Annotated in this window: 17 protein-coding genes, 1 pseudogene and 1 riboswitch; of the genes and pseudogenes, 7 read left to right on the top strand and 11 right to left on the bottom strand. The window is 60.3% G+C overall.

Features of this window, described 5'->3' with window-relative positions; genetic code table 11:
• Window positions 1-34: 34 nt before the first annotated feature.
• On the bottom strand, window positions 35-340 hold the full coding sequence (gene rpsJ / locus HMPREF2808_RS06160; protein WP_003848085.1) for a 30S ribosomal protein S10: 306 nt from the start codon (window positions 338-340) through the stop codon (window positions 35-37).
• Between the two features lie 648 nt (window positions 341-988).
• Between rpsJ and HMPREF2808_RS06155 the strand changes: the two genes are divergently transcribed.
• From HMPREF2808_RS06155 to HMPREF2808_RS06125, 7 genes are all read left to right on the top strand, one after another.
• Window positions 989-1,474, top strand: coding sequence for an Asp23/Gls24 family envelope stress response protein (locus HMPREF2808_RS06155; RefSeq protein WP_070527779.1), 486 nt, complete (start codon window positions 989-991; stop codon window positions 1,472-1,474).
• A gap of 1 nt (window position 1,475) precedes the next feature.
• Window positions 1,476-1,781 carry a hypothetical protein gene (locus tag HMPREF2808_RS06150; RefSeq protein ID WP_070527776.1) on the top strand — a complete coding sequence of 102 codons (306 nt, stop codon included), beginning with the start codon at window positions 1,476-1,478 and terminating at the stop codon, window positions 1,779-1,781.
• 32 nt (window positions 1,782-1,813) lie between these two features.
• Entirely contained in the window at window positions 1,814-2,008 is a 195-nt protein-coding gene (locus HMPREF2808_RS06145) for a hypothetical protein (protein ID WP_010189668.1), read from the top strand.
• Window positions 2,008-2,895, top strand: a complete 888-nt coding sequence (locus HMPREF2808_RS06140) for an Asp23/Gls24 family envelope stress response protein (RefSeq protein ID WP_256388855.1) — start codon at window positions 2,008-2,010, stop codon at window positions 2,893-2,895. The genes HMPREF2808_RS06145 and HMPREF2808_RS06140 overlap by 1 nt, the downstream gene beginning before the upstream one ends.
• Window positions 2,888-3,466 (top strand): DUF6286 domain-containing protein, encoded by a 579-nt coding sequence (locus tag HMPREF2808_RS06135; RefSeq protein ID WP_070624261.1) that lies wholly within the window; start codon window positions 2,888-2,890, stop codon window positions 3,464-3,466. The genes HMPREF2808_RS06140 and HMPREF2808_RS06135 overlap by 8 nt, the downstream gene beginning before the upstream one ends.
• Window positions 3,459-4,025 carry an Asp23/Gls24 family envelope stress response protein gene (locus tag HMPREF2808_RS06130; RefSeq protein WP_070624260.1) on the top strand — a complete coding sequence of 189 codons (567 nt, stop codon included), beginning with the start codon at window positions 3,459-3,461 and terminating at the stop codon, window positions 4,023-4,025. Before HMPREF2808_RS06135 ends, HMPREF2808_RS06130 begins: the two co-directional genes overlap by 8 nt.
• An 88-nt stretch (window positions 4,026-4,113) precedes the next feature.
• Window positions 4,114-5,274: an HNH endonuclease signature motif containing protein gene (locus tag HMPREF2808_RS06125; RefSeq protein ID WP_070624318.1), complete on the top strand. Its 1,161-nt coding sequence runs from the start codon at window positions 4,114-4,116 to the stop codon at window positions 5,272-5,274.
• Between the two features lie 363 nt (window positions 5,275-5,637).
• On the opposite strand, the gene HMPREF2808_RS06120 is transcribed toward HMPREF2808_RS06125, so the two are convergent.
• The 10 genes and pseudogenes from HMPREF2808_RS06120 to HMPREF2808_RS13500 all read right to left on the bottom strand — a co-directional run.
• Window positions 5,638-6,441: a hypothetical protein gene (locus HMPREF2808_RS06120; protein WP_070624259.1), complete on the bottom strand. Its 804-nt coding sequence runs from the start codon at window positions 6,439-6,441 to the stop codon at window positions 5,638-5,640.
• Window positions 6,442-6,549: 108 nt separating this feature from the next.
• Entirely contained in the window at window positions 6,550-7,740 is a 1,191-nt protein-coding gene (gene tuf, locus HMPREF2808_RS06115) for an elongation factor Tu (protein ID WP_010189688.1), read from the bottom strand.
• Window positions 7,741-8,109: 369 nt separating this feature from the next.
• Window positions 8,110-10,236 carry an elongation factor G gene (fusA, locus tag HMPREF2808_RS06110; protein WP_070525756.1) on the bottom strand — a complete coding sequence of 709 codons (2,127 nt, stop codon included), beginning with the start codon at window positions 10,234-10,236 and terminating at the stop codon, window positions 8,110-8,112.
• A 301-nt stretch (window positions 10,237-10,537) separates the two neighbouring features.
• Window positions 10,538-11,005: a 30S ribosomal protein S7 gene (gene rpsG / locus HMPREF2808_RS06105; RefSeq protein ID WP_070525758.1), complete on the bottom strand. Its 468-nt coding sequence runs from the start codon at window positions 11,003-11,005 to the stop codon at window positions 10,538-10,540.
• Between the two features lie 6 nt (window positions 11,006-11,011).
• Window positions 11,012-11,383 (bottom strand): 30S ribosomal protein S12, encoded by a 372-nt coding sequence (rpsL, locus tag HMPREF2808_RS06100; protein ID WP_005286791.1) that lies wholly within the window; start codon window positions 11,381-11,383, stop codon window positions 11,012-11,014.
• Window positions 11,384-11,634: 251 nt separating this feature from the next.
• Complete coding sequence (locus HMPREF2808_RS06095) at window positions 11,635-12,237, bottom strand: isopentenyl transferase family protein (protein ID WP_070525760.1); 603 nt, start codon at window positions 12,235-12,237, stop codon at window positions 11,635-11,637.
• A gap of 56 nt (window positions 12,238-12,293) precedes the next feature.
• On the bottom strand, window positions 12,294-13,016 hold the full coding sequence (locus HMPREF2808_RS06090; RefSeq protein ID WP_070525764.1) for an energy-coupling factor transporter transmembrane component T family protein: 723 nt from the start codon (window positions 13,014-13,016) through the stop codon (window positions 12,294-12,296).
• An 88-nt stretch (window positions 13,017-13,104) separates the two neighbouring features.
• Complete coding sequence (locus HMPREF2808_RS06085) at window positions 13,105-14,541, bottom strand: ABC transporter ATP-binding protein (protein ID WP_070624258.1); 1,437 nt, start codon at window positions 14,539-14,541, stop codon at window positions 13,105-13,107.
• A 121-nt stretch (window positions 14,542-14,662) separates the two neighbouring features.
• Complete coding sequence (locus HMPREF2808_RS06080; protein WP_070624317.1) at window positions 14,663-15,307, bottom strand: ECF transporter S component; 645 nt, start codon at window positions 15,305-15,307, stop codon at window positions 14,663-14,665.
• A riboswitch (TPP riboswitch) is annotated at window positions 15,296-15,473 on the bottom strand. Its footprint overlaps the gene before it by 12 nt.
• 462 nt (window positions 15,474-15,935) lie before the next feature.
• Window positions 15,936-16,363, bottom strand: a pseudogene (locus tag HMPREF2808_RS13500) (hypothetical protein); the annotation flags it as partial.

Below are 16,363 nucleotides of genomic sequence, written 5' to 3'. Positions count from 1 at the left end.
GTTTGTTCTCCACCAAATACGTTGTGTCGATCGCTTACTGGATATTCACGTCGACGCTTGCCGGAAGGTCGATGCGCATGAGGGCGTCAACGGTCTTCGGGGTCGGGTCGAGAATGTCGATGAGGCGCTTGTGAGTGCGCATCTCGAAGTGCTCGCGAGAGTCCTTGTACTTGTGCGGAGAACGAATAACGGCGTATACGTTCTTCTCGGTTGGGAGCGGCACCGGGCCGACAACACGAGCACCCGTACGGGTAACGGTCTCGACGATCTTCTTAGCAGAAGCGTCGATGGCCTCGTGGTCGTAGGCCTTCAGCCGAATGCGGATTTTTTGTCCCGCCACGCTTATCCTCTTCCTCGCTTCCCCACTTTCACATTCCCGGCGTATCCGGGGCGTGAAGCGGTGGGAAATTGCTTCTCGATTTCTCTATAACGTTGTCCGGGCTGGAAGCCATGGCTCAACGCCAGTTGTCTGACTGTCATGACGACCACGAGAGTGACTTAAGGCAAAAGCCCAGAGTGCAGTGCTCGTGACGGGGTACAAGACCCGTAGTCAAAGTAAATAGGAAGAAGACTGGGGCGTTAGATCTCAATGATCCGCAACCAAAGTCTTATTCATATACTGCCGCTGTTTATTTGCCATGCCCCTTCTCCGGTCCATCTTCTCGGGATTGTCTCTGCTCAAGCGCGGACCTAGCCCGATCGGATGACCTTCGCGTGCGGTTCTAGAAGAGCCCCACAACAAAGGTGTCATGTTCGCCTTACCAGCAACAACGCCCTACAAGCTGGAGCCTGCGGCTACGTCGCTGTGTTAAAGCAACCCCTGTATTTAAGCACGTAACCTCGCGTTTTCCAAACTTATGAAGAAACAGTGGGTAACATCACGTTTTGGCCAAGGATCAGCTCCCCGCCGCCCCGCGCTCCGCGTTCGCGGTTAAGCTCGTGACGTAGATACCGACATAAATCAACTACACAGTGAGAGGGATCCATCATGGCTGAAAACACCACCCCCAAGGACGTCGCCGAGCAGACCGCCACGGCTGCCGACACCACCCCGGAGCGCAACAAGAACCTGGAGACCGATTTCGGCACCACCCGTATTGATGACGTTGTCGTCTCTAAAATTGCCGGCATCGCCGCCCGTGAGGTCTCCGGTGTCGCTGCCCTCGGCGGCGGTGGCGCCCGCATGATGGGCTCCATCCGCGAGTCCTTCGGTGCCTCCGAGGACGTCCGCCAGGGTGTCAGCGTCGAGGTCAATAACGGCACCGCCTCCATCGAGATCGCCATCATCGCCGAGTACGGCGTGGCCATCCACGAACTTGCCGAGGCTATTCGCCGCAACATCATGAATGCGGTCGAGCGCATGACCGGCCTGTCCGTCGACCGCGTTGACGTCGTCGTCCACGACGTCAAGCTGCCGCGCGAAGAAGACGAGTCCACCGAGGCAGCCCCGGCGGTTACCCAGGGCCAGGCATAACGTGACCTCTGCTGAGCTCACCCTCCCCATTGCCACGTCCATAGCGGCGGCGGTGACGGATCTAAGGGGCGTCGCCAAGCTCTCGCCCGGCCGGTTCGGGGAGGTCGCACTGCTCTTTCCTGGTGAGCGCGTGCACGGCATCCGCCGCCCTAACCCGCAAGATGACACGCACCTGGAGCTGCACATCGTCGTTGATGTCAGCGCAGGTGTTCCACTCGCCGAGCTTGGCGACGTCACCCGCACCACCGTCCGCACCACCTGGCCCGCGGTGCGCCGCGTCGACGTGGTCTTCGACGACGCGGTCTAGAAGGAACCGACATACAGAACTAAAGGAAAACCATGAAGAACTACACCTCCCTCGGCGTGATCGCTGGCTTGGTTCTGGCCTTTTTCATCTACCTCGGCGTGTGGTACGTCGCGCTCGCGGTGCTCCTCGCCGCGGTGGGCGGCGTCATCGGCGCGCATTTCGACGGCCGCATTGACCTCACCGCGGTGTGGAAGGGCGTGGTCGGCCAGGATAGAGGCCGAGGCTAGTGAGCACCGCCAAGCACGGCCGCACCCGCTTTTCCCTGCGCGCGATGGAGAAGGTCATTAGCTCCGCCATCGCGAGCGTGCCGGGAACCGCGGCTGTCGACGCCAAGTTAGCCGGCCTCGCCGGCCGCGCCTTCCCGCGCGTGATGGCGCAAATGGATCCGGATACGCAGATGGTGGCGGTCGATGTCGACATTGCTGTCTGCTGGCCCTCCCCCGTCACCGAGGTTGCGAAGGCGGTGCGCGCAGCAATCCAGGAGGCTGTCCGCGATTTCACGGGCTTTCGCACCACTCGCGTCAACGTGACGGTGGGCGGCGCGGTCCCAGGCGAGCGCACAACCGCGCTGGCTGTTGAGACACGCACGCCGCTGTCGGCGCAGATTCCGGCGATTGTTCCGGAGCGTGCCTTGAAGCCGGTGGACGTGAGTCAGCACGCCGCGGTGCGTCAGGTGTCAACCCCTGTGCCGGTCCCGGTGCGCGGGGTGAGTGTGCCGGAGGCGGTGCGGGTGAGGGGCGTCGGCAAGCCTGCGGACGTTAAGGTACGCACGGAAGGTTTCGGCCCTGGCGAGAATCGCTACGAGGAGCTGCGCCCCATTCACACGGCCGAACCGCAGCCGCTGCGCGCGGTTACCGAGCCCGCGCCGGTGCAGGTTCGCTCGGTGCCGGCGCCACGGGAGTTCGCGCTGCGCCACGTCGAAGCACCCCGCCCGGTTGAGCCGCGCGGCGTGGAGCTTCCGCCCGCTGCTCCCCTACGCGTCCCGCATGCCACGCCGCTTCAGCTTCGCCCGATTACGATTCGGCCCTCGGCCGAATTCACCCGCCGGATAGACGTCCCGCGTCCGGTGCCGCTGCGCGCCATCACCATCCGCGAAGGAGGCCATCATGAGTGAGAAGTCGCTGCCCGCTGGCTTTGGCCAACGCCCGAAAGCCTCCCCGCCGGCACGCGGCTGGACCATCATCGTGGGCATCTTGCTGCTCGCGGCCGCCGTGGTCGTGGGGCGTGAGGCCTGGGTGATTGGTGCCAATGAGGGCGGAACCTCGTGGCTGCAGCCGTTCATCGACGTGATGTCCTCGCCGGAGATTCACACATGGATGCTCGTGGCCGGGGGCGTGGCGATCGTCGTCGGGCTGATTCTGTTGTGGGCGGCGTGTGCTCCGCGGAAGACAACGCACGTGCGGATTGGCTCCGAGGATGCGTCGATGTGGCTGCGCGCGGTGGATATTGCGCGGGTGGCGTCGGCAACCGCGCGTCGGGTTCCGGGGACCACGGCGGCGCGGAGTCGGGCGAAGATTACTAAGGAGCGCTCCCGTATTACCGTGACGGCCACGGGCGATGCTGATGATGCGCAGCTTAAAGAGCGCGTGACTGAAGCAGTGACGGCGGCGCTGGCGGCTATCACGCCGGCTCCGGAGGTTACCGTGGTGATTGAGAATGAACAGGAGGATATCGCCAATGTCTAAGGCACTTGCGGGTGTGGACCGCGCGATTTTAGCGATGTTGGGACTCTTGCTCATTGCCTTGGGCGTGTGGCCGATTCTCATTCACTTCGACGTGCCCTTCGCTACGTACTTGGCCACGTGGGTGGACCACGACACGTGGGCTGGATTGCCGGAACAGACCTGGTGGCCGTATGCGCTGTGCTTGGCGACGATCATCTGTGCCCTCGCCGGCCTGTGGCTCGTGATTAGCAACCTGCGTCATCACCGGTTTAATTCGATGACTTCGGAGGAGTCGAATGAGGAGGGCGCGATTAAGACGGAGATGTCCGCGATTGCGGGGGCGGTAGCGGATACGCTCGGTGAGGTCGAGGGCGTGGAGAAGGTCGCGCGGTTGGTGGCTTATGACCGCTCGCGGCCGACGCTGCAGTATGAGGTACTGGCGGATCCCGATACCCCACTGCTGCGCATCAAGGATGCCATTGAAGTCAATGACCGTGATTTCCGCGCGGCCTTCCCGGACGTGGATGTTGATACGCGGTACAAGGTTCATTTCACGAAGGTCCGCAACGCGGTCGCATAGGATTCTTTACTGCTCAGTGGCCGCCGCTGAGCTGGCTGTTTATTCTTCCGGTTGCGGGGTTGCGGGTGCTGTTTTAGTCTCTGTGCCCATGGGGGATATTGAAATCTACATCCGCCTACGCAACTCGGGGATTGCGCTGGTGGAGAACATACCCAGCGCACCCGATGAGCTCCGCGCGCTCGGAGCTTCTGCCTCCGATGCTGCCGAGCTTGCCGGCCTGCACCAGGTGTACTTCGGGCCCACCCGCTTTAGCGGCAAACAACGCAAAGCCCGCGCCGCCGCTCTTCAACAACGCCACAGCCTCGGCACCCTCACACTCATCGAAACCTACACATCCAAGGTGAAAAAGACCCTGGATGCGTGGAACCTCCGCGCAAAACTCGCCGCCACCCCCGCGCACCGCATCCGCCAGGTTGCCACCCAGCGCCTTAAAGAACTCCAAGCCAAACGCATAGCCAAACCAGGCGTGCGGATTACCTACAGAGCCGAAGGCCCCAACACCCTCTCCATTACCGATGACGCCACCACGATCGCCAACATGCGCGCAGTCCTAGAATCCACCAACACCGACCTCCTAAAGGCCGCCAACGACATCTTCTTCACAGAAGGCACCGGTTCCAAACCGGCAGTGCGCACCCAAATCATCATCACCCTCAACGAGCTAGACCAGATTATTAACGGCGACGGGGACGAGATCGAGCTCAACCTGACCAACGGCGCGCGCATGACAGGCGCTGAGTTCTTAACCCACAAGTTCGCCGAAATCGGCTACGCCACCCTCGTCCACCCTCTTGAAGGCCCCATCAACACCTGGCGACTAGAACGTAGAGCAAACCTCAACCAACGCCTCACCCTCCACGCGGAATTCCACACCTGCTCTAGACCTGGCTGCAATAAACCAGCTGATTACTGCCAGGTCCATCATTTGGTGCCTTGGCAGGCTGGTGGCTACACCAACATCAACAACCTGACCTTTCTATGTGCCTACCACAACGGTATTAACGACGATGACCCTTTAAGGCCTACCGGGCGTGGCTACATGTACCGACTCAACACCGGAGTCAGCTTCATCCCACCCTGGGGTGCGCCGATTACCGCAATGCCGGAATACCAAGAAGCACTAACCAGACTCAACACCGAACGGGAAACAGCCACAAAGACACAGGCCACAGCACCAGAACAAGGAGCTGCAACAACACCGGGCACAACACCACAACAACCACCAGCCCCACCACCCGACAGCAGCTAACACCCGCAGCCACCAGACACCGCGATGAGAGAAAGGAAAGGGCTCACCACCAGCACCAACACCACCCCGATGGAAGCACCCGCTAACCACAGCAAGGTACGCGGGCACATCGGCGAGCCTTATGCGAGCGCCACCCATCAACCAAATCCAGGCTGACGGGGGAATCGGCGATCTCAGGTCCCGCCGCACGTGCTGCCGGAAGTAGCAGGGGCAGAGACGACAGGCCTCCTTAAGCCCTTAAAGGGCGACTCCAGGATTGCGGGGATTTAGGCGATCTCAAGCCCCTCTGCACGTGCCGCCGAAAGCGGCAGGAGCAACGGGGTTTCTAAGCCCTTAAAGGGAAATCCGCTAACTACTGACTGCTTAATGGGGTGGCGAGGAGGGAGGGCTCCAAGGTTCAGACTCTGCGAGGATGAGCTCCTTGATGACGCCCAACGTGTGCATGGTGCCGCGCGAAAGATGGATACGGAGGGGCTTTCCTATTTCGCCTTCCTCGATTCGATGCCACGAGAAATCAGTGCGGATGAGCTCGCGGTTCTTGCGCTCGACCATATGCAGGCCATGGTCGAGGAGGATTGTCTCCGTATCGGTGCGGATGAACCACACACGATCCCCCACGCTGCGGCGCTTCAAGCCAGTCAAACTGCGACTGTCCTCGCGCAGCCGAGTAACAGACTCGACGACACCGAAGCGATGCTCGAAACCTTCCGTGTCTGCGAGGACAAGCGGGCGGCCAGGGCCCACCGCACGGAGCGCTGAGACCTGCCACGCCACAGGTTGCCCGCGCTGTCCTTCCTTAGACACCGGTCGCACTACAGCCATGCAACCGGGGCGTGAAGTCTGAGGTTCAGAGGGCTCGGTGAGGGCCTTGGCAACTGGGACGGCCGAGGCTTTGGAAAGGGCGTTAGGCGTCAAGGTAACGCGGTGGGACGGGGTGACGACGAGCCAGAGGCCTTCGGTGATGAGGTGGGCGTCGAGAGCCACGAGCGGCGGGTGGACGGCTGCCATGGACTCGAGGCGGGCGGTGAGTTCGTCGTCAGGCACGCCCCAGCCGTATCCTTCAGCCGCGAGCATGCCGAACAGGGTTCCCAAAGGCAGATCCGGTTGGCCCTCCCACGCGGCGCGTAACGCGGCGAGGGTGCGGTCAATACGGGTTGGGTCAAACATGACTCCTAAGCCTAGTAGGCCCGCGATCACCAAAGCCGCCCAACCCCGTCAGGGATTGAGCGGTTTTCAGACCTGCTAATCAGGAAGGGCCTTAAGCCCTAGCGAGAATTAGTCGAGGATCTTGGTAACGCGGCCAGCGCCGACGGTACGGGAGCCCTCGCGGATAGCGAAGCGCAGGCCCTCGTCCATAGCGACCGGCTGGATGAGCTCTACGGACATCTCAACGTTGTCGCCCGGCATAACCATCTCGGTGCCCTCAGGCAGCTTGATGACGCCGGTAACGTCGGTGGTGCGGAAGTAGAACTGCGGACGGTAGTTGTCCATGAACGGGGTGTGGCGGCCGCCCTCTTCCTTCTTCAGGACGTAGACGGAACCCTCGAACTTGGTGTGCGGGGTGTAAGCGCCCGGCTTGATGCAAACCTGGCCACGCTCAACCTCTTCACGCTTGGTACCACGCAGAAGCAGACCACAGTTGTCGCCAGCCTCGGTGTAGTCCATCATCTTGCGGAACATCTCGATACCGGTAACGGTGGTGGACATGGACTTGTCCTTGATACCGATGATCTCGATGTCCTCGTTGACGTTCAGGGAGCCACGCTCAACACGGCCGGTAACAACGGTACCGCGGCCGGTAATGGTGAAGATGTCCTCGATCGGCATCAGGAACGGCTTGTCCAGCTCACGCTCCGGATCCGGGATGGAGTCATCGCAAGCCTGCATCAGGTCGATGACAGACTGTACCCACTTCTCGTCGCCCTCAAGAGCCTTCAGAGCGGAGATGTGAACGATCGGAGCTTCCTCGTCGTAGTCCTGCTCGGCGAGCAGCTCGCGGATCTCCATCTCGACGAGTTCGATGATTTCCTCATCGTCAACCATGTCGCACTTGTTCAGTGCAACGAGGATGTACGGAACGCCAACCTGGCGAGCCAGCAGAACGTGCTCGCGGGTCTGCGGCATCGGGCCATCGGTTGCAGCAACAACCAGGATAGCGCCGTCCATCTGAGCAGCGCCGGTAATCATGTTCTTGATGTAGTCGGCGTGGCCCGGGGCGTCCACGTGTGCGTAGTGGCGCTTCGGGGTGGAGTACTCAACGTGGGAGATGTTGATGGTAATACCGCGCTCCTTCTCCTCAGGAGCCTTATCGATCATGTCGAAGGCGAAAGCGGTGTTCTCCTCCGGGTAAGCGTCAGCCAGAACCTTGGTGATCGCTGCGGTGGTGGTGGTCTTGCCGTGGTCGACGTGTCCGATGGTGCCGATGTTCACATGCGGCTTCGTACGCTCGAACTTCTCCTTTGCCACTGTTTGTCCTCCTGGACTCTATGGCGGCTACGTATTTCGCAGCCACGTGGTTTGTATTGCCATTGGCACTTCGGGCCGAAGCCCATAAGCGCTAATGACGCTTTCTTACGTGCCAGTTACACGATCCTAGATTTATGCCGCAGTTTTTTCAAACTGCCCAAATAGGAGGTAACCCCGCCCAACACGTGCGGACGTTGACCCTCGACAAGAATCAATTTAAAGGATCCTGGGAGGGTAACGGCCGGCTCAACGCGCAAAATGTTTACGCATTCAGCGGACCGCTACCTCCCCAGCGCTGGGAGTTGGTGTCTACTGGCGAAGACTACCAGCCCCCACAGGGAGGGGAATCGATCGGTTCCCCTTTAGCCCTTAGGCCTTGGAGCCGGTGCGCTCCTCGATGATCTCCTGTGCCACGGAGGACGGAACCTCAGCGTAGGAATCGAAGACCATGGTGAAGTTTGCACGGCCAGCGGTGGAGGAACGCAGGTCACCGATGTAGCCGAACATCTCGGACAGCGGAACCTTAGCCTTGACCACCTTAGCGCCGGAGCGGTCTTCCATCGCGAAGACCTGGCCACGGCGGGAGGAGATGTCACCGTTGACGGTACCCATGTACTCCTCCGGGGTCACGACCTCAACGGCCATGATCGGCTCAAGCAGAACCGGCTTTGCCTTGGCAACGGCCTCCTTGAGGACCTGGGAGCCAGCGAGCTTGAAGGCCATCTCAGAGGAGTCAACGTCGTGGTAAGCGCCGTCCTCGAGGGTGGCCTTGATGTTCACCAGCGGGAAGCCAGCGACGAAGCCGTACTGCATAGCGTCCTGAATACCAGCGTCGACGGACGGGATGTACTCCTTCGGAACGCGGCCACCGGTGACGGCGTTCTCGAACTTGTAGGTTGCGGACTCGCCCTCTTCCAGCTCCTCCGGATCCGGGTTGTAAGGCTCGATGGTAACGATGACCTTTGCGAACTGGCCGGAACCACCGGTCTGCTTCTTGTGGGTGTAGTCGAGGGACTCGACCTTCTTGCGGATGGTCTCGCGGTAAGCAACCTGCGGGTTACCGATGTTTGCCTCAACCTTGAACTCGCGCTTCATGCGGTCAACCAGAACGTCGAGGTGCAGCTCGCCCATACCGCCGATAACGGTCTGGCCGGATTCCTCATCGAGGTGAACGGTGAAGGTCGGGTCCTCTTCAGCCAGCTTCTGGATAGCGGTACCCAGCTTCTCCTGGTCAGCCTTGGTCTTCGGCTCAATAGCAACCTGGATAACCGGATCCGGGAAGTCCATGGACTCGAGGATAATCGGGTTGTCCGGGTTACACAGGGTGTCACCGGTGGTGGTTTCCTTCAGACCGATGAACGCGTAGATGTTACCGGCGTCGGCGTGCTCGACCGGGTTCTCCTTGTTCGCGTGCATCTGGAAGAGCTTGCCCACGCGCTCCTTCTTGTTCTTGGTGGAGTTGAGCATCTGCTCGCCCGGGATAGCCTGGCCGGAGTAGACGCGCACGTAGGTGAGCTTGCCGAAGAACGGGTGCACGGCAATCTTGAAGGCCAGTGCGGAGAACGGCTCGGAAACGGAAGGCTTACGGGTCAGGGTCTCCTCACCGTCGAGGGAGGTGCCGTTGACCTCGCCGATGTCCAGCGGGTTCGGGAGGTAGTCAACAATAGCGTCGAGCAGCGGCTGGACACCCTTGTTGCGGTAAGCGGTACCGCAGAGGACCGGGTAGATCTCGGAGTTCACGGTCATCTTGCGGATAGCGCCCTTGATTTCCTCAATGGTCAGCTCTTCGCCACCGAAGTACTTCTCCATGAGCTCTTCGTCGGACTCAGCGACGGCCTCGAGCAGCTTCTCGCGGTACTCTTCAGCCTTCTCCTGCAGCTCGGCCGGGATCTCCTCGATAGTGGCTTCGGTTCCGGTTTCTACCTTGCCGCGCCAGGTCAGCGCTTGCATGTTGATCAGGTCGACGACGCCGTCGAAGTCATCCTCAGCACCGATCGGCAGCTGCATGACCAACGGCTTAGCGCCGAGGCGATCAATGATGGTCTGAACGGTGAAGTAGAAGTCCGCGCCCATCTTGTCCATCTTGTTGACGAAGCAGATACGAGGGACGTCGTACTTAGCAGCCTGGCGCCACACCTGCTCGGACTGCGGCTCCACACCTTCCTTGCCGTCGAAGACAGCAACAGCGCCGTCGAGAACACGCAGGGAGCGCTCAACCTCAACGGTGAAGTCCACGTGACCCGGGGTGTCAATGATGTTGATCTGGTTGTTGTTCCAGAAACAGGTCACAGCAGCGGACGTAATGGTGATGCCGCGCTCCTTCTCCTGCTCCATCCAGTCAGTGGTAGCGCCACCATCGTGGGTCTCGCCGACCTTACGGTTAATACCGGTGTAGAAGAGAATGCGCTCGGTGGTAGTGGTCTTACCCGCATCGATGTGCGCCATGATGCCGATGTTGCGGACCTTATTCAGATCCTTAAGCACTTCTTGTGCCACAGTTAATACCCCAACTTAATTGTCGTCGACGCCCGAGTCAGCTAACCGCCAACCACGTTACAAGGACGTCTTCATGGATAGGTCTTGGTCTATTTTGCCACGTCTGGGCCTATACGTCAGCGTGAGGCGTGAAGCTCACGCCATAAAAAATGGCTCGAACAACGCTATTAAGGTTTAGATTCCGCACCGACTAGCGTGCGACGCTCCGCCGAAGGGAGCGCGTGCACGCACTGTCAGCGCAGGTAAACGATGATATCGCTGTTCGAGCCATAATGCCGTGTGGCGGGTTATACCGCAGGTATTACCAGCGGTAGTGAGCGAAGGCGCGGTTGGCCTCAGCCATCTTGTGAGTATCCTCACGACGCTTAACGGAAGCGCCCAGGCCGTTGGATGCATCGAGGATCTCGTTGGCGAGACGCTCGATCATGGTGTTCTCACGACGCTGACGGGTGAAGGTCACCAGCCAACGCAGAGCCAGGGTGTTGGAACGGGCCGGCTTAACCTCAACCGGGACCTGGTAGGTAGCGCCACCGACACGGCGGGAGCGAACCTCGAGGTCCGGGCGGATGTTGCCCAGAGCCTTCTCCAGGGTGCCAACCGGGTCGGTGCCGGTCTTCTCGCGGCAGACCTCGAGAGCACCGTAGACGATACGCTCAGCGGTGGACTTCTTGCCGTCACGCAGGATCTTGTTCACGAGCATGGTGACCTGCTCGGAGTTGTAAACCGGGTCCTTAACTACAGGACGCTTCGGTGCAGCATTCTTACGCATTGTTGATTACTGTCCCTTCTTTGCGCCGTAGCGGGAACGAGCCTGCTTACGGTCCTTCACGCCCTGGGTATCCAGTGCGCCGCGGATAATCTTGTAGCGAACACCCGGGAGGTCCTTCACACGACCACCGCGGACGAGCACCATGGAGTGCTCCTGCAGGTTGTGGCCCTCGCCCGGAATGTAGGCGGAAACCTCGATACCGGAGGTCAGGCGCACACGGGCAACCTTACGCAGAGCCGAGTTCGGCTTCTTCGGGGTGGTGGTGTACACGCGGGTGCACACGCCACGGCGCTGCGGGGAGCCCTTCAGGGCGGCCGTAGCAACCTTGGCCTTCTTGTCGTGGCGGCCCTTGCGGACCAGCTGCTGAATAGTTGGCATAAATCTAGTCTTTCTCTATGACTTCGGCTTGAACTGACCGTTTCCACTCGCCCAAACATGCAAAAATAGGGGCTCTTCTCCGGGGCCCTTCCGCATGTCCAGAACTTCTCTCAGCCACAGGGTGGCTGAGATACCGATCAGACTTTTCATCTCCTATAAAGATGAAACCTTGGACAGACTACCATTAGCCCGCTGATCTGCCCAAATCCGAGTTTCGTCCGCTTGGCTTGGCACTCGAACCGCAGTATGAACTAGCGCCACTCCCAGCTCAGGTCCGCCTCCACGGCGCGTTCGGCGAAGTGCTTTTGTTCCTGCTTCTCCCAGGTTTCAAACCACTCTTCATAACCGGGGTCGCGCTCAAGGGCGCGCTCGCGGCGCTTCTCGCGTGGGCCGTCGATTCGCACGGTCACCACGGAGCCACGCTCCTTGGCGGCGGCCACGGTGGCCTCGGTGACAGAACCCACGCCCTCGACGATCAAATCATCGCGTTCATCCAGGCTGGCCCAGTCCTTCGGGGCGTTGGCTTCCCAATCCCAGCGCCAATAGCCCGGGTTATTCTCCCGCAGCACTTGCTCTGAAACCATCTCTGAGCCTTCTTTGAGCCCATGCCAGCCGGGGTAGAACTCGTCGAGGTGGACTACTCGCCACCCCGTGCGCTCCGCTAGGGCCACGGAGGTCCAGGTTTTGCCGGCGCCGGAGGGGCCGTCGATAAGCACGGTGACTGGGCGCATCGGGCGCTTGCGCGCTGCCGCGAGCGACACCACATCATTCAAGAGCCTGTCCATCTCGGTGGCGTTGGTATCGGCAGTTCCCTTACCGCCTTCCCGTTGGTCCGTGCGGTCCGTGTCCTGCATGTTTTCTTTCACCACTTCTGGGTATGTCTAGCGTGCAGCTTTAAGAGAGAGTCATCCTAGAGTCCGAAGAATCTCCAGGACCCACTGAGAACCGAAACTACCACCGGAAGCGCCGCAAGGCCGGTTCCCACCACCATCACCAGCCAGTCCCGGCCGGCTAATTGGGAGGGCCGCGCCCACGTGCGCTGGCCGCCGCCCGGCGGGGTGCGACCAAATCCGCGCGCTTCCATCGCCGTGGCGAGCTTCCCGCCGCGGCGCAGGGCCAGCACCAACAATCCGAAGGACATAGTGATGAGGTGCTTGATGCGGCCTTCGTCGGTAAGCCCACGCGCACGCCGCGCCATGGCCAGGTACTGCCAGTCTGATTTGAACAGCGTCATCATGCGCACCCCGGCCACCGCCCCGATGACAAACCGGGAGGGCAGCTTGAGGATTTGAGAGAGGGCGTCGCCAAGCTCTGTCGGGTCAATATCTCGCGCCAGCACCACCATCGGCAGCGCCACTGCCAGCACACGCACCGTAATGGCGATGGCCAGCTCCAGTGAGTTATCCGTGACCGTAATCAGCCACCAGCTGAAGTACTCCCGCCCGCCGGGCGCACCGTAGAGCAGCATCGAAATACCGGACAATGGCGCAATAAGAAACAGGAACCACCCAGCCTTAAACAGCCGCGGCCAGGACACCCCGCACAGCGGCGCAAAGAGCAGAGTCATCCCCAACGACACCACCGCGGAGACCCAATCCACTGAGAGCAACAAGGGTGTCACCCACACGAACATCAGGAAGATGCGCGTCAGCGGATTTACCCCACGCAGCAATCCAGCGTTGCCCAAACGGCCAGCGTCCTTCACGCTCACCGAAGAAGATTTAGCCACGGCTCACCTCCACTCGGTAGTCGCCCAACGCGGAAATGAACAACGGATCGTGGGTCACCGAAGCAATCGTCGTCCCCTCATCCGCCATGCGCCGCAGCAGCCACACCAGCTCGGTAAAGGTATGAGGGTCTTGGCCAAAAGTTGGTTCATCAAGAAGCAACACCTCCGGCGCCGTGACCAACGCCGTGGCCACAGACAGCCTGCGCTTCTCCCCTCCGGAGAGCGTAAACGGATTGGCGTTGAGCAGATGCTCCAAACGCAAAGCCTCCACGAGCTCTGCAATGCGCTTCTCTGGCACCTCGCGGTGCATCACCCGGGGTGCCACGCGCAGCTCCTCCGCTACCGTGCGGGCGACGAACTGGTGCTCGGGGTTCTGGAAGACGAACCCGATGCGGTCCGCCAACTCCCGGGACTTCCACGTCAGCGGCGAGCCCTTCAGCCCCCGCCGCACGTACTCCGCCACGCCAATCTCCCCTGAGACTGCCGGAAGCAACCCCGCCACCGTCATCAGCCACGTAGTCTTGCCCGCACCATTCGGCCCAGTAATCACCGTAGACATCCCCCGCGGTAGCGCATAGCTGCGCGGCGGCCCAAAACGGGTGACCAAGTCCGTACTCCACAGCGCCGCCGCCTCCGCTACTACCCCAGCGCTGCTTGACGACGCCTCATCAATCCCCCGCGCCTGCGGCAAACCGCTAATAGAACGCGAAGCCACGACAGTCTCCAGTGGACCATCAGCGACAATGCGCCCATCCTTCAGCTCAACCGCTCGGTCGAGCACACCCTTCCACGCCGAGTGCTGATGTTCCACCACGATGAGCGTGGCACCTGTGCGCTCCACCATGGTGGATACCGCCTCGATGACCTCACGTGCACCTTCGGGGTCGAGGTTCGCCGTGGGCTCGTCCAGCAACACCATTCCCGCACCCATCGCGATGACACCGGCCAACGCCAGACGCTGCTTCTGCCCACCGGAGAGCTGCTCAGTGGGAAATGACAAGTCCACCGATGGCCCCACCATCGATAGCGCCGCCGACACCCGCCGCCAAATCTCCGAGCGCGGGTAGGCCAAGTTCTCACAGCCAAAGGCCACATCATCCCCCACTCGCGCGGCAATCACCTGTGAGTCCGGGTCCTGCAACACCAGCCCCACCGGAATCGTGTGCCCCGGTGGCTCGACGTGACCGGAGGAATCCTCAAGAAGAATCTCACCTTCGCGGGTGCCTTCATCATCCCCACCAAGCACTCCCGCTATGGCCGCCAGCAGCGTGGACTTTCCGGAACCGGAATCGCCGCACAGCAGCACCTTCTCCCCCGGCGATACAACCAAGTCAATATCCGCCAGCGCCGGCGCACGCCTCCCCGCATGCGTCCAGCCATAGCCACGAGCCACAAGCTTCGTAGCCCCAGCACTACCCACATCAGCCATCAGAACCAGCCATCACAGTCAGCAACGTCAACCAACATCAGTCAACGATCGACGAACAACAAACAACGCGAAACAATTAAGAACAGCGCAAAACAAGTAACAAGCGACAAGCAACGCTTGTCTAAGCGTTGTGCTGTTCGCGGCCAACCGCAAAGCGATCCAGCGCACCAGTCTTCGCAAGAGCCTTAACTACGAAATAGCCCACGACACCCGCCAGAATGGCTCCGGAGATACTCAGCGTCACCAGGTAGATGATGTTGAACTGCAGAGTCTTACCCAGGTTTCCGGAGGTAAACAGCTCCAGTACAAACGCACCCCAGCCCGCGGCCATGCCGCCGAGCATCGCAATGCCCAGACCAAAGCGGCGGTAGAGGAAGATTGCCAGGACAATCTCCACGCCAATGCCCTGCGCAATACCGGAGTACAACGTACTAATCCCCCACTGGGACCCAAGCACCGCCGACACAATCGCCGCCAACAGCTCTACGTAGAGTGCTGCACCCGGCTTGCGGATAATCAGGCCGCCAACAACACCACCCAGCAGCCAAATACCAGTGGCAATACCGCCCAAGCCCGGCGTGAGCGCATCCATGGCCTGGAACCATGCGTAGCCCACCGTGTTCCACGCCAGGAACACAATTCCACACGCCACACCCAGCACGGAAGCCACCACGATGTCGACGACACGCCAGTTCAAACTGCGCGGTGCAGCGCCGTTCACAGGTGCGCCGCTATTAACAAATCCACCATGAGATACAGAGTTCATGATTCCTCCCTTTCGCCGGCATTATCCGGATCAGGTTCGACGGTTCGCCGCTATGACGCGGCATCTCAGCCTCCTCAGCCATTCCATGCAAACCCATTAAGACAAAAGAAACGGAATCGGGCTAAGCACAATCAAGGAAGGCAAGGAAGCACCCGTGACGATGTGTAATTAGAAGCCGCCAGCACCAAAAGAGCACCAGCTAAGCACGCTCAAAAAGCACTGTCAGCTTAGCAAGACGTACCTCGCCAGAACACATCTACCTCTGCTTCAAACAAAGGAGAACGACCACTGGGAGGCACGGCTCAGGAGAAAAACGAAAGTACCCCGTCGCGTCCTCTGACCTACGCGACGGGGTACGTGCACACTGGCTTCAAAAAGCCAGTGGCCATGAGCCTCTACACCAGTAGCTTAAGGAAAGGAAAAGCTTCGGTAGAGACCCAAGACTATGGGAAATAACAAATCGTATTTCGGAACTATCAAACTAAATCGAGCAATGAGCCAGGTCACGCCACCGGGTTATAAAGCCCGGCAGCAATGTCCCGCTTCATCAACTCTCAAGTTGGGTAGGAGGTTAACGCACCTCCCGTGGCGGTGTTATTAAAGGGAACACGTCCCTACGCTGCGCGGATTACTTGGAGGAAGAGGAACCGTTAGAGGAACCTGCACCCGGCGCACAAGCATCAGCGATAAGGCCAATAGCCAGAGCACCCGCAGCAATCAGAGCCACAGCACCAGCAACCTGGTGATAATCAGCACCGAAACGCTTCAACTGCGCATCGATACCAGCCATCTTGTCAGCCAACGGACCGTTGAACACACCAGCCTGCTTCTGCAGCTGAGTATTCAGATCCTGAATCTGCTTGTTAATCGGAGCAACAAAGTCCGCCAGACCCGGAATATTCATCTGGGAAGCCAGACCAACCGGAATCAGGAACAGCAGCGGGATACCAACACCCAAACCGGTGTTGATGCAACGCTCGCTCGGCTTCGAAGACAGGTCAGAGGAACCATTACCCGGCTTAGACGGCTTCTTGTTGTCGTCGCGGCCCTTCTCGT

The organism is Corynebacterium sp. HMSC078A10, from assembly GCF_001811565.1.
In the GTDB taxonomy this organism is placed as follows: Bacteria; Actinomycetota; Actinomycetes; order Mycobacteriales; family Mycobacteriaceae; genus Corynebacterium; species Corynebacterium hesseae.
Note: the sequence above shows the minus strand (reverse complement) of the source record. Positions and strands in the feature narration are given on the sequence as shown.

What these genes read in the sequence shown, in the direction of transcription:
- HMPREF2808_RS06155 (WP_070527779.1), top strand. Translation starts at nt 989, where the DNA reads ATGGCTGAAAACACCACCCCCAAGGACGTCGCCGAGCAGACCGCCACG.
- HMPREF2808_RS06145 (WP_010189668.1), top strand. Translation starts at nt 1,814, where the DNA reads ATGAAGAACTACACCTCCCTCGGCGTGATCGCTGGCTTGGTTCTGGCC.
- HMPREF2808_RS06135 (WP_070624261.1), top strand. Translation starts at nt 2,888, where the DNA reads ATGAGTGAGAAGTCGCTGCCCGCTGGCTTTGGCCAACGCCCGAAAGCC.
- HMPREF2808_RS06130 (WP_070624260.1), top strand. Translation starts at nt 3,459, where the DNA reads ATGTCTAAGGCACTTGCGGGTGTGGACCGCGCGATTTTAGCGATGTTG.
- HMPREF2808_RS06125 (WP_070624318.1), top strand. Translation starts at nt 4,114, where the DNA reads ATGGGGGATATTGAAATCTACATCCGCCTACGCAACTCGGGGATTGCG.
- HMPREF2808_RS06120 (WP_070624259.1), bottom strand. Translation starts at nt 6,441, where the DNA reads ATGTTTGACCCAACCCGTATTGACCGCACCCTCGCCGCGTTACGCGCC.
- rpsG (WP_070525758.1), bottom strand. Translation starts at nt 11,005, where the DNA reads ATGCGTAAGAATGCTGCACCGAAGCGTCCTGTAGTTAAGGACCCGGTT.
- rpsL (WP_005286791.1), bottom strand. Translation starts at nt 11,383, where the DNA reads ATGCCAACTATTCAGCAGCTGGTCCGCAAGGGCCGCCACGACAAGAAG.
- HMPREF2808_RS06095 (WP_070525760.1), bottom strand. Translation starts at nt 12,237, where the DNA reads ATGCAGGACACGGACCGCACGGACCAACGGGAAGGCGGTAAGGGAACT.
- HMPREF2808_RS06090 (WP_070525764.1), bottom strand. Translation starts at nt 13,016, where the DNA reads ATGTTCGTGTGGGTGACACCCTTGTTGCTCTCAGTGGATTGGGTCTCC.
- HMPREF2808_RS06085 (WP_070624258.1), bottom strand. Translation starts at nt 14,541, where the DNA reads ATGGCTGATGTGGGTAGTGCTGGGGCTACGAAGCTTGTGGCTCGTGGC.
- HMPREF2808_RS06080 (WP_070624317.1), bottom strand. Translation starts at nt 15,307, where the DNA reads ATGAACTCTGTATCTCATGGTGGATTTGTTAATAGCGGCGCACCTGTG.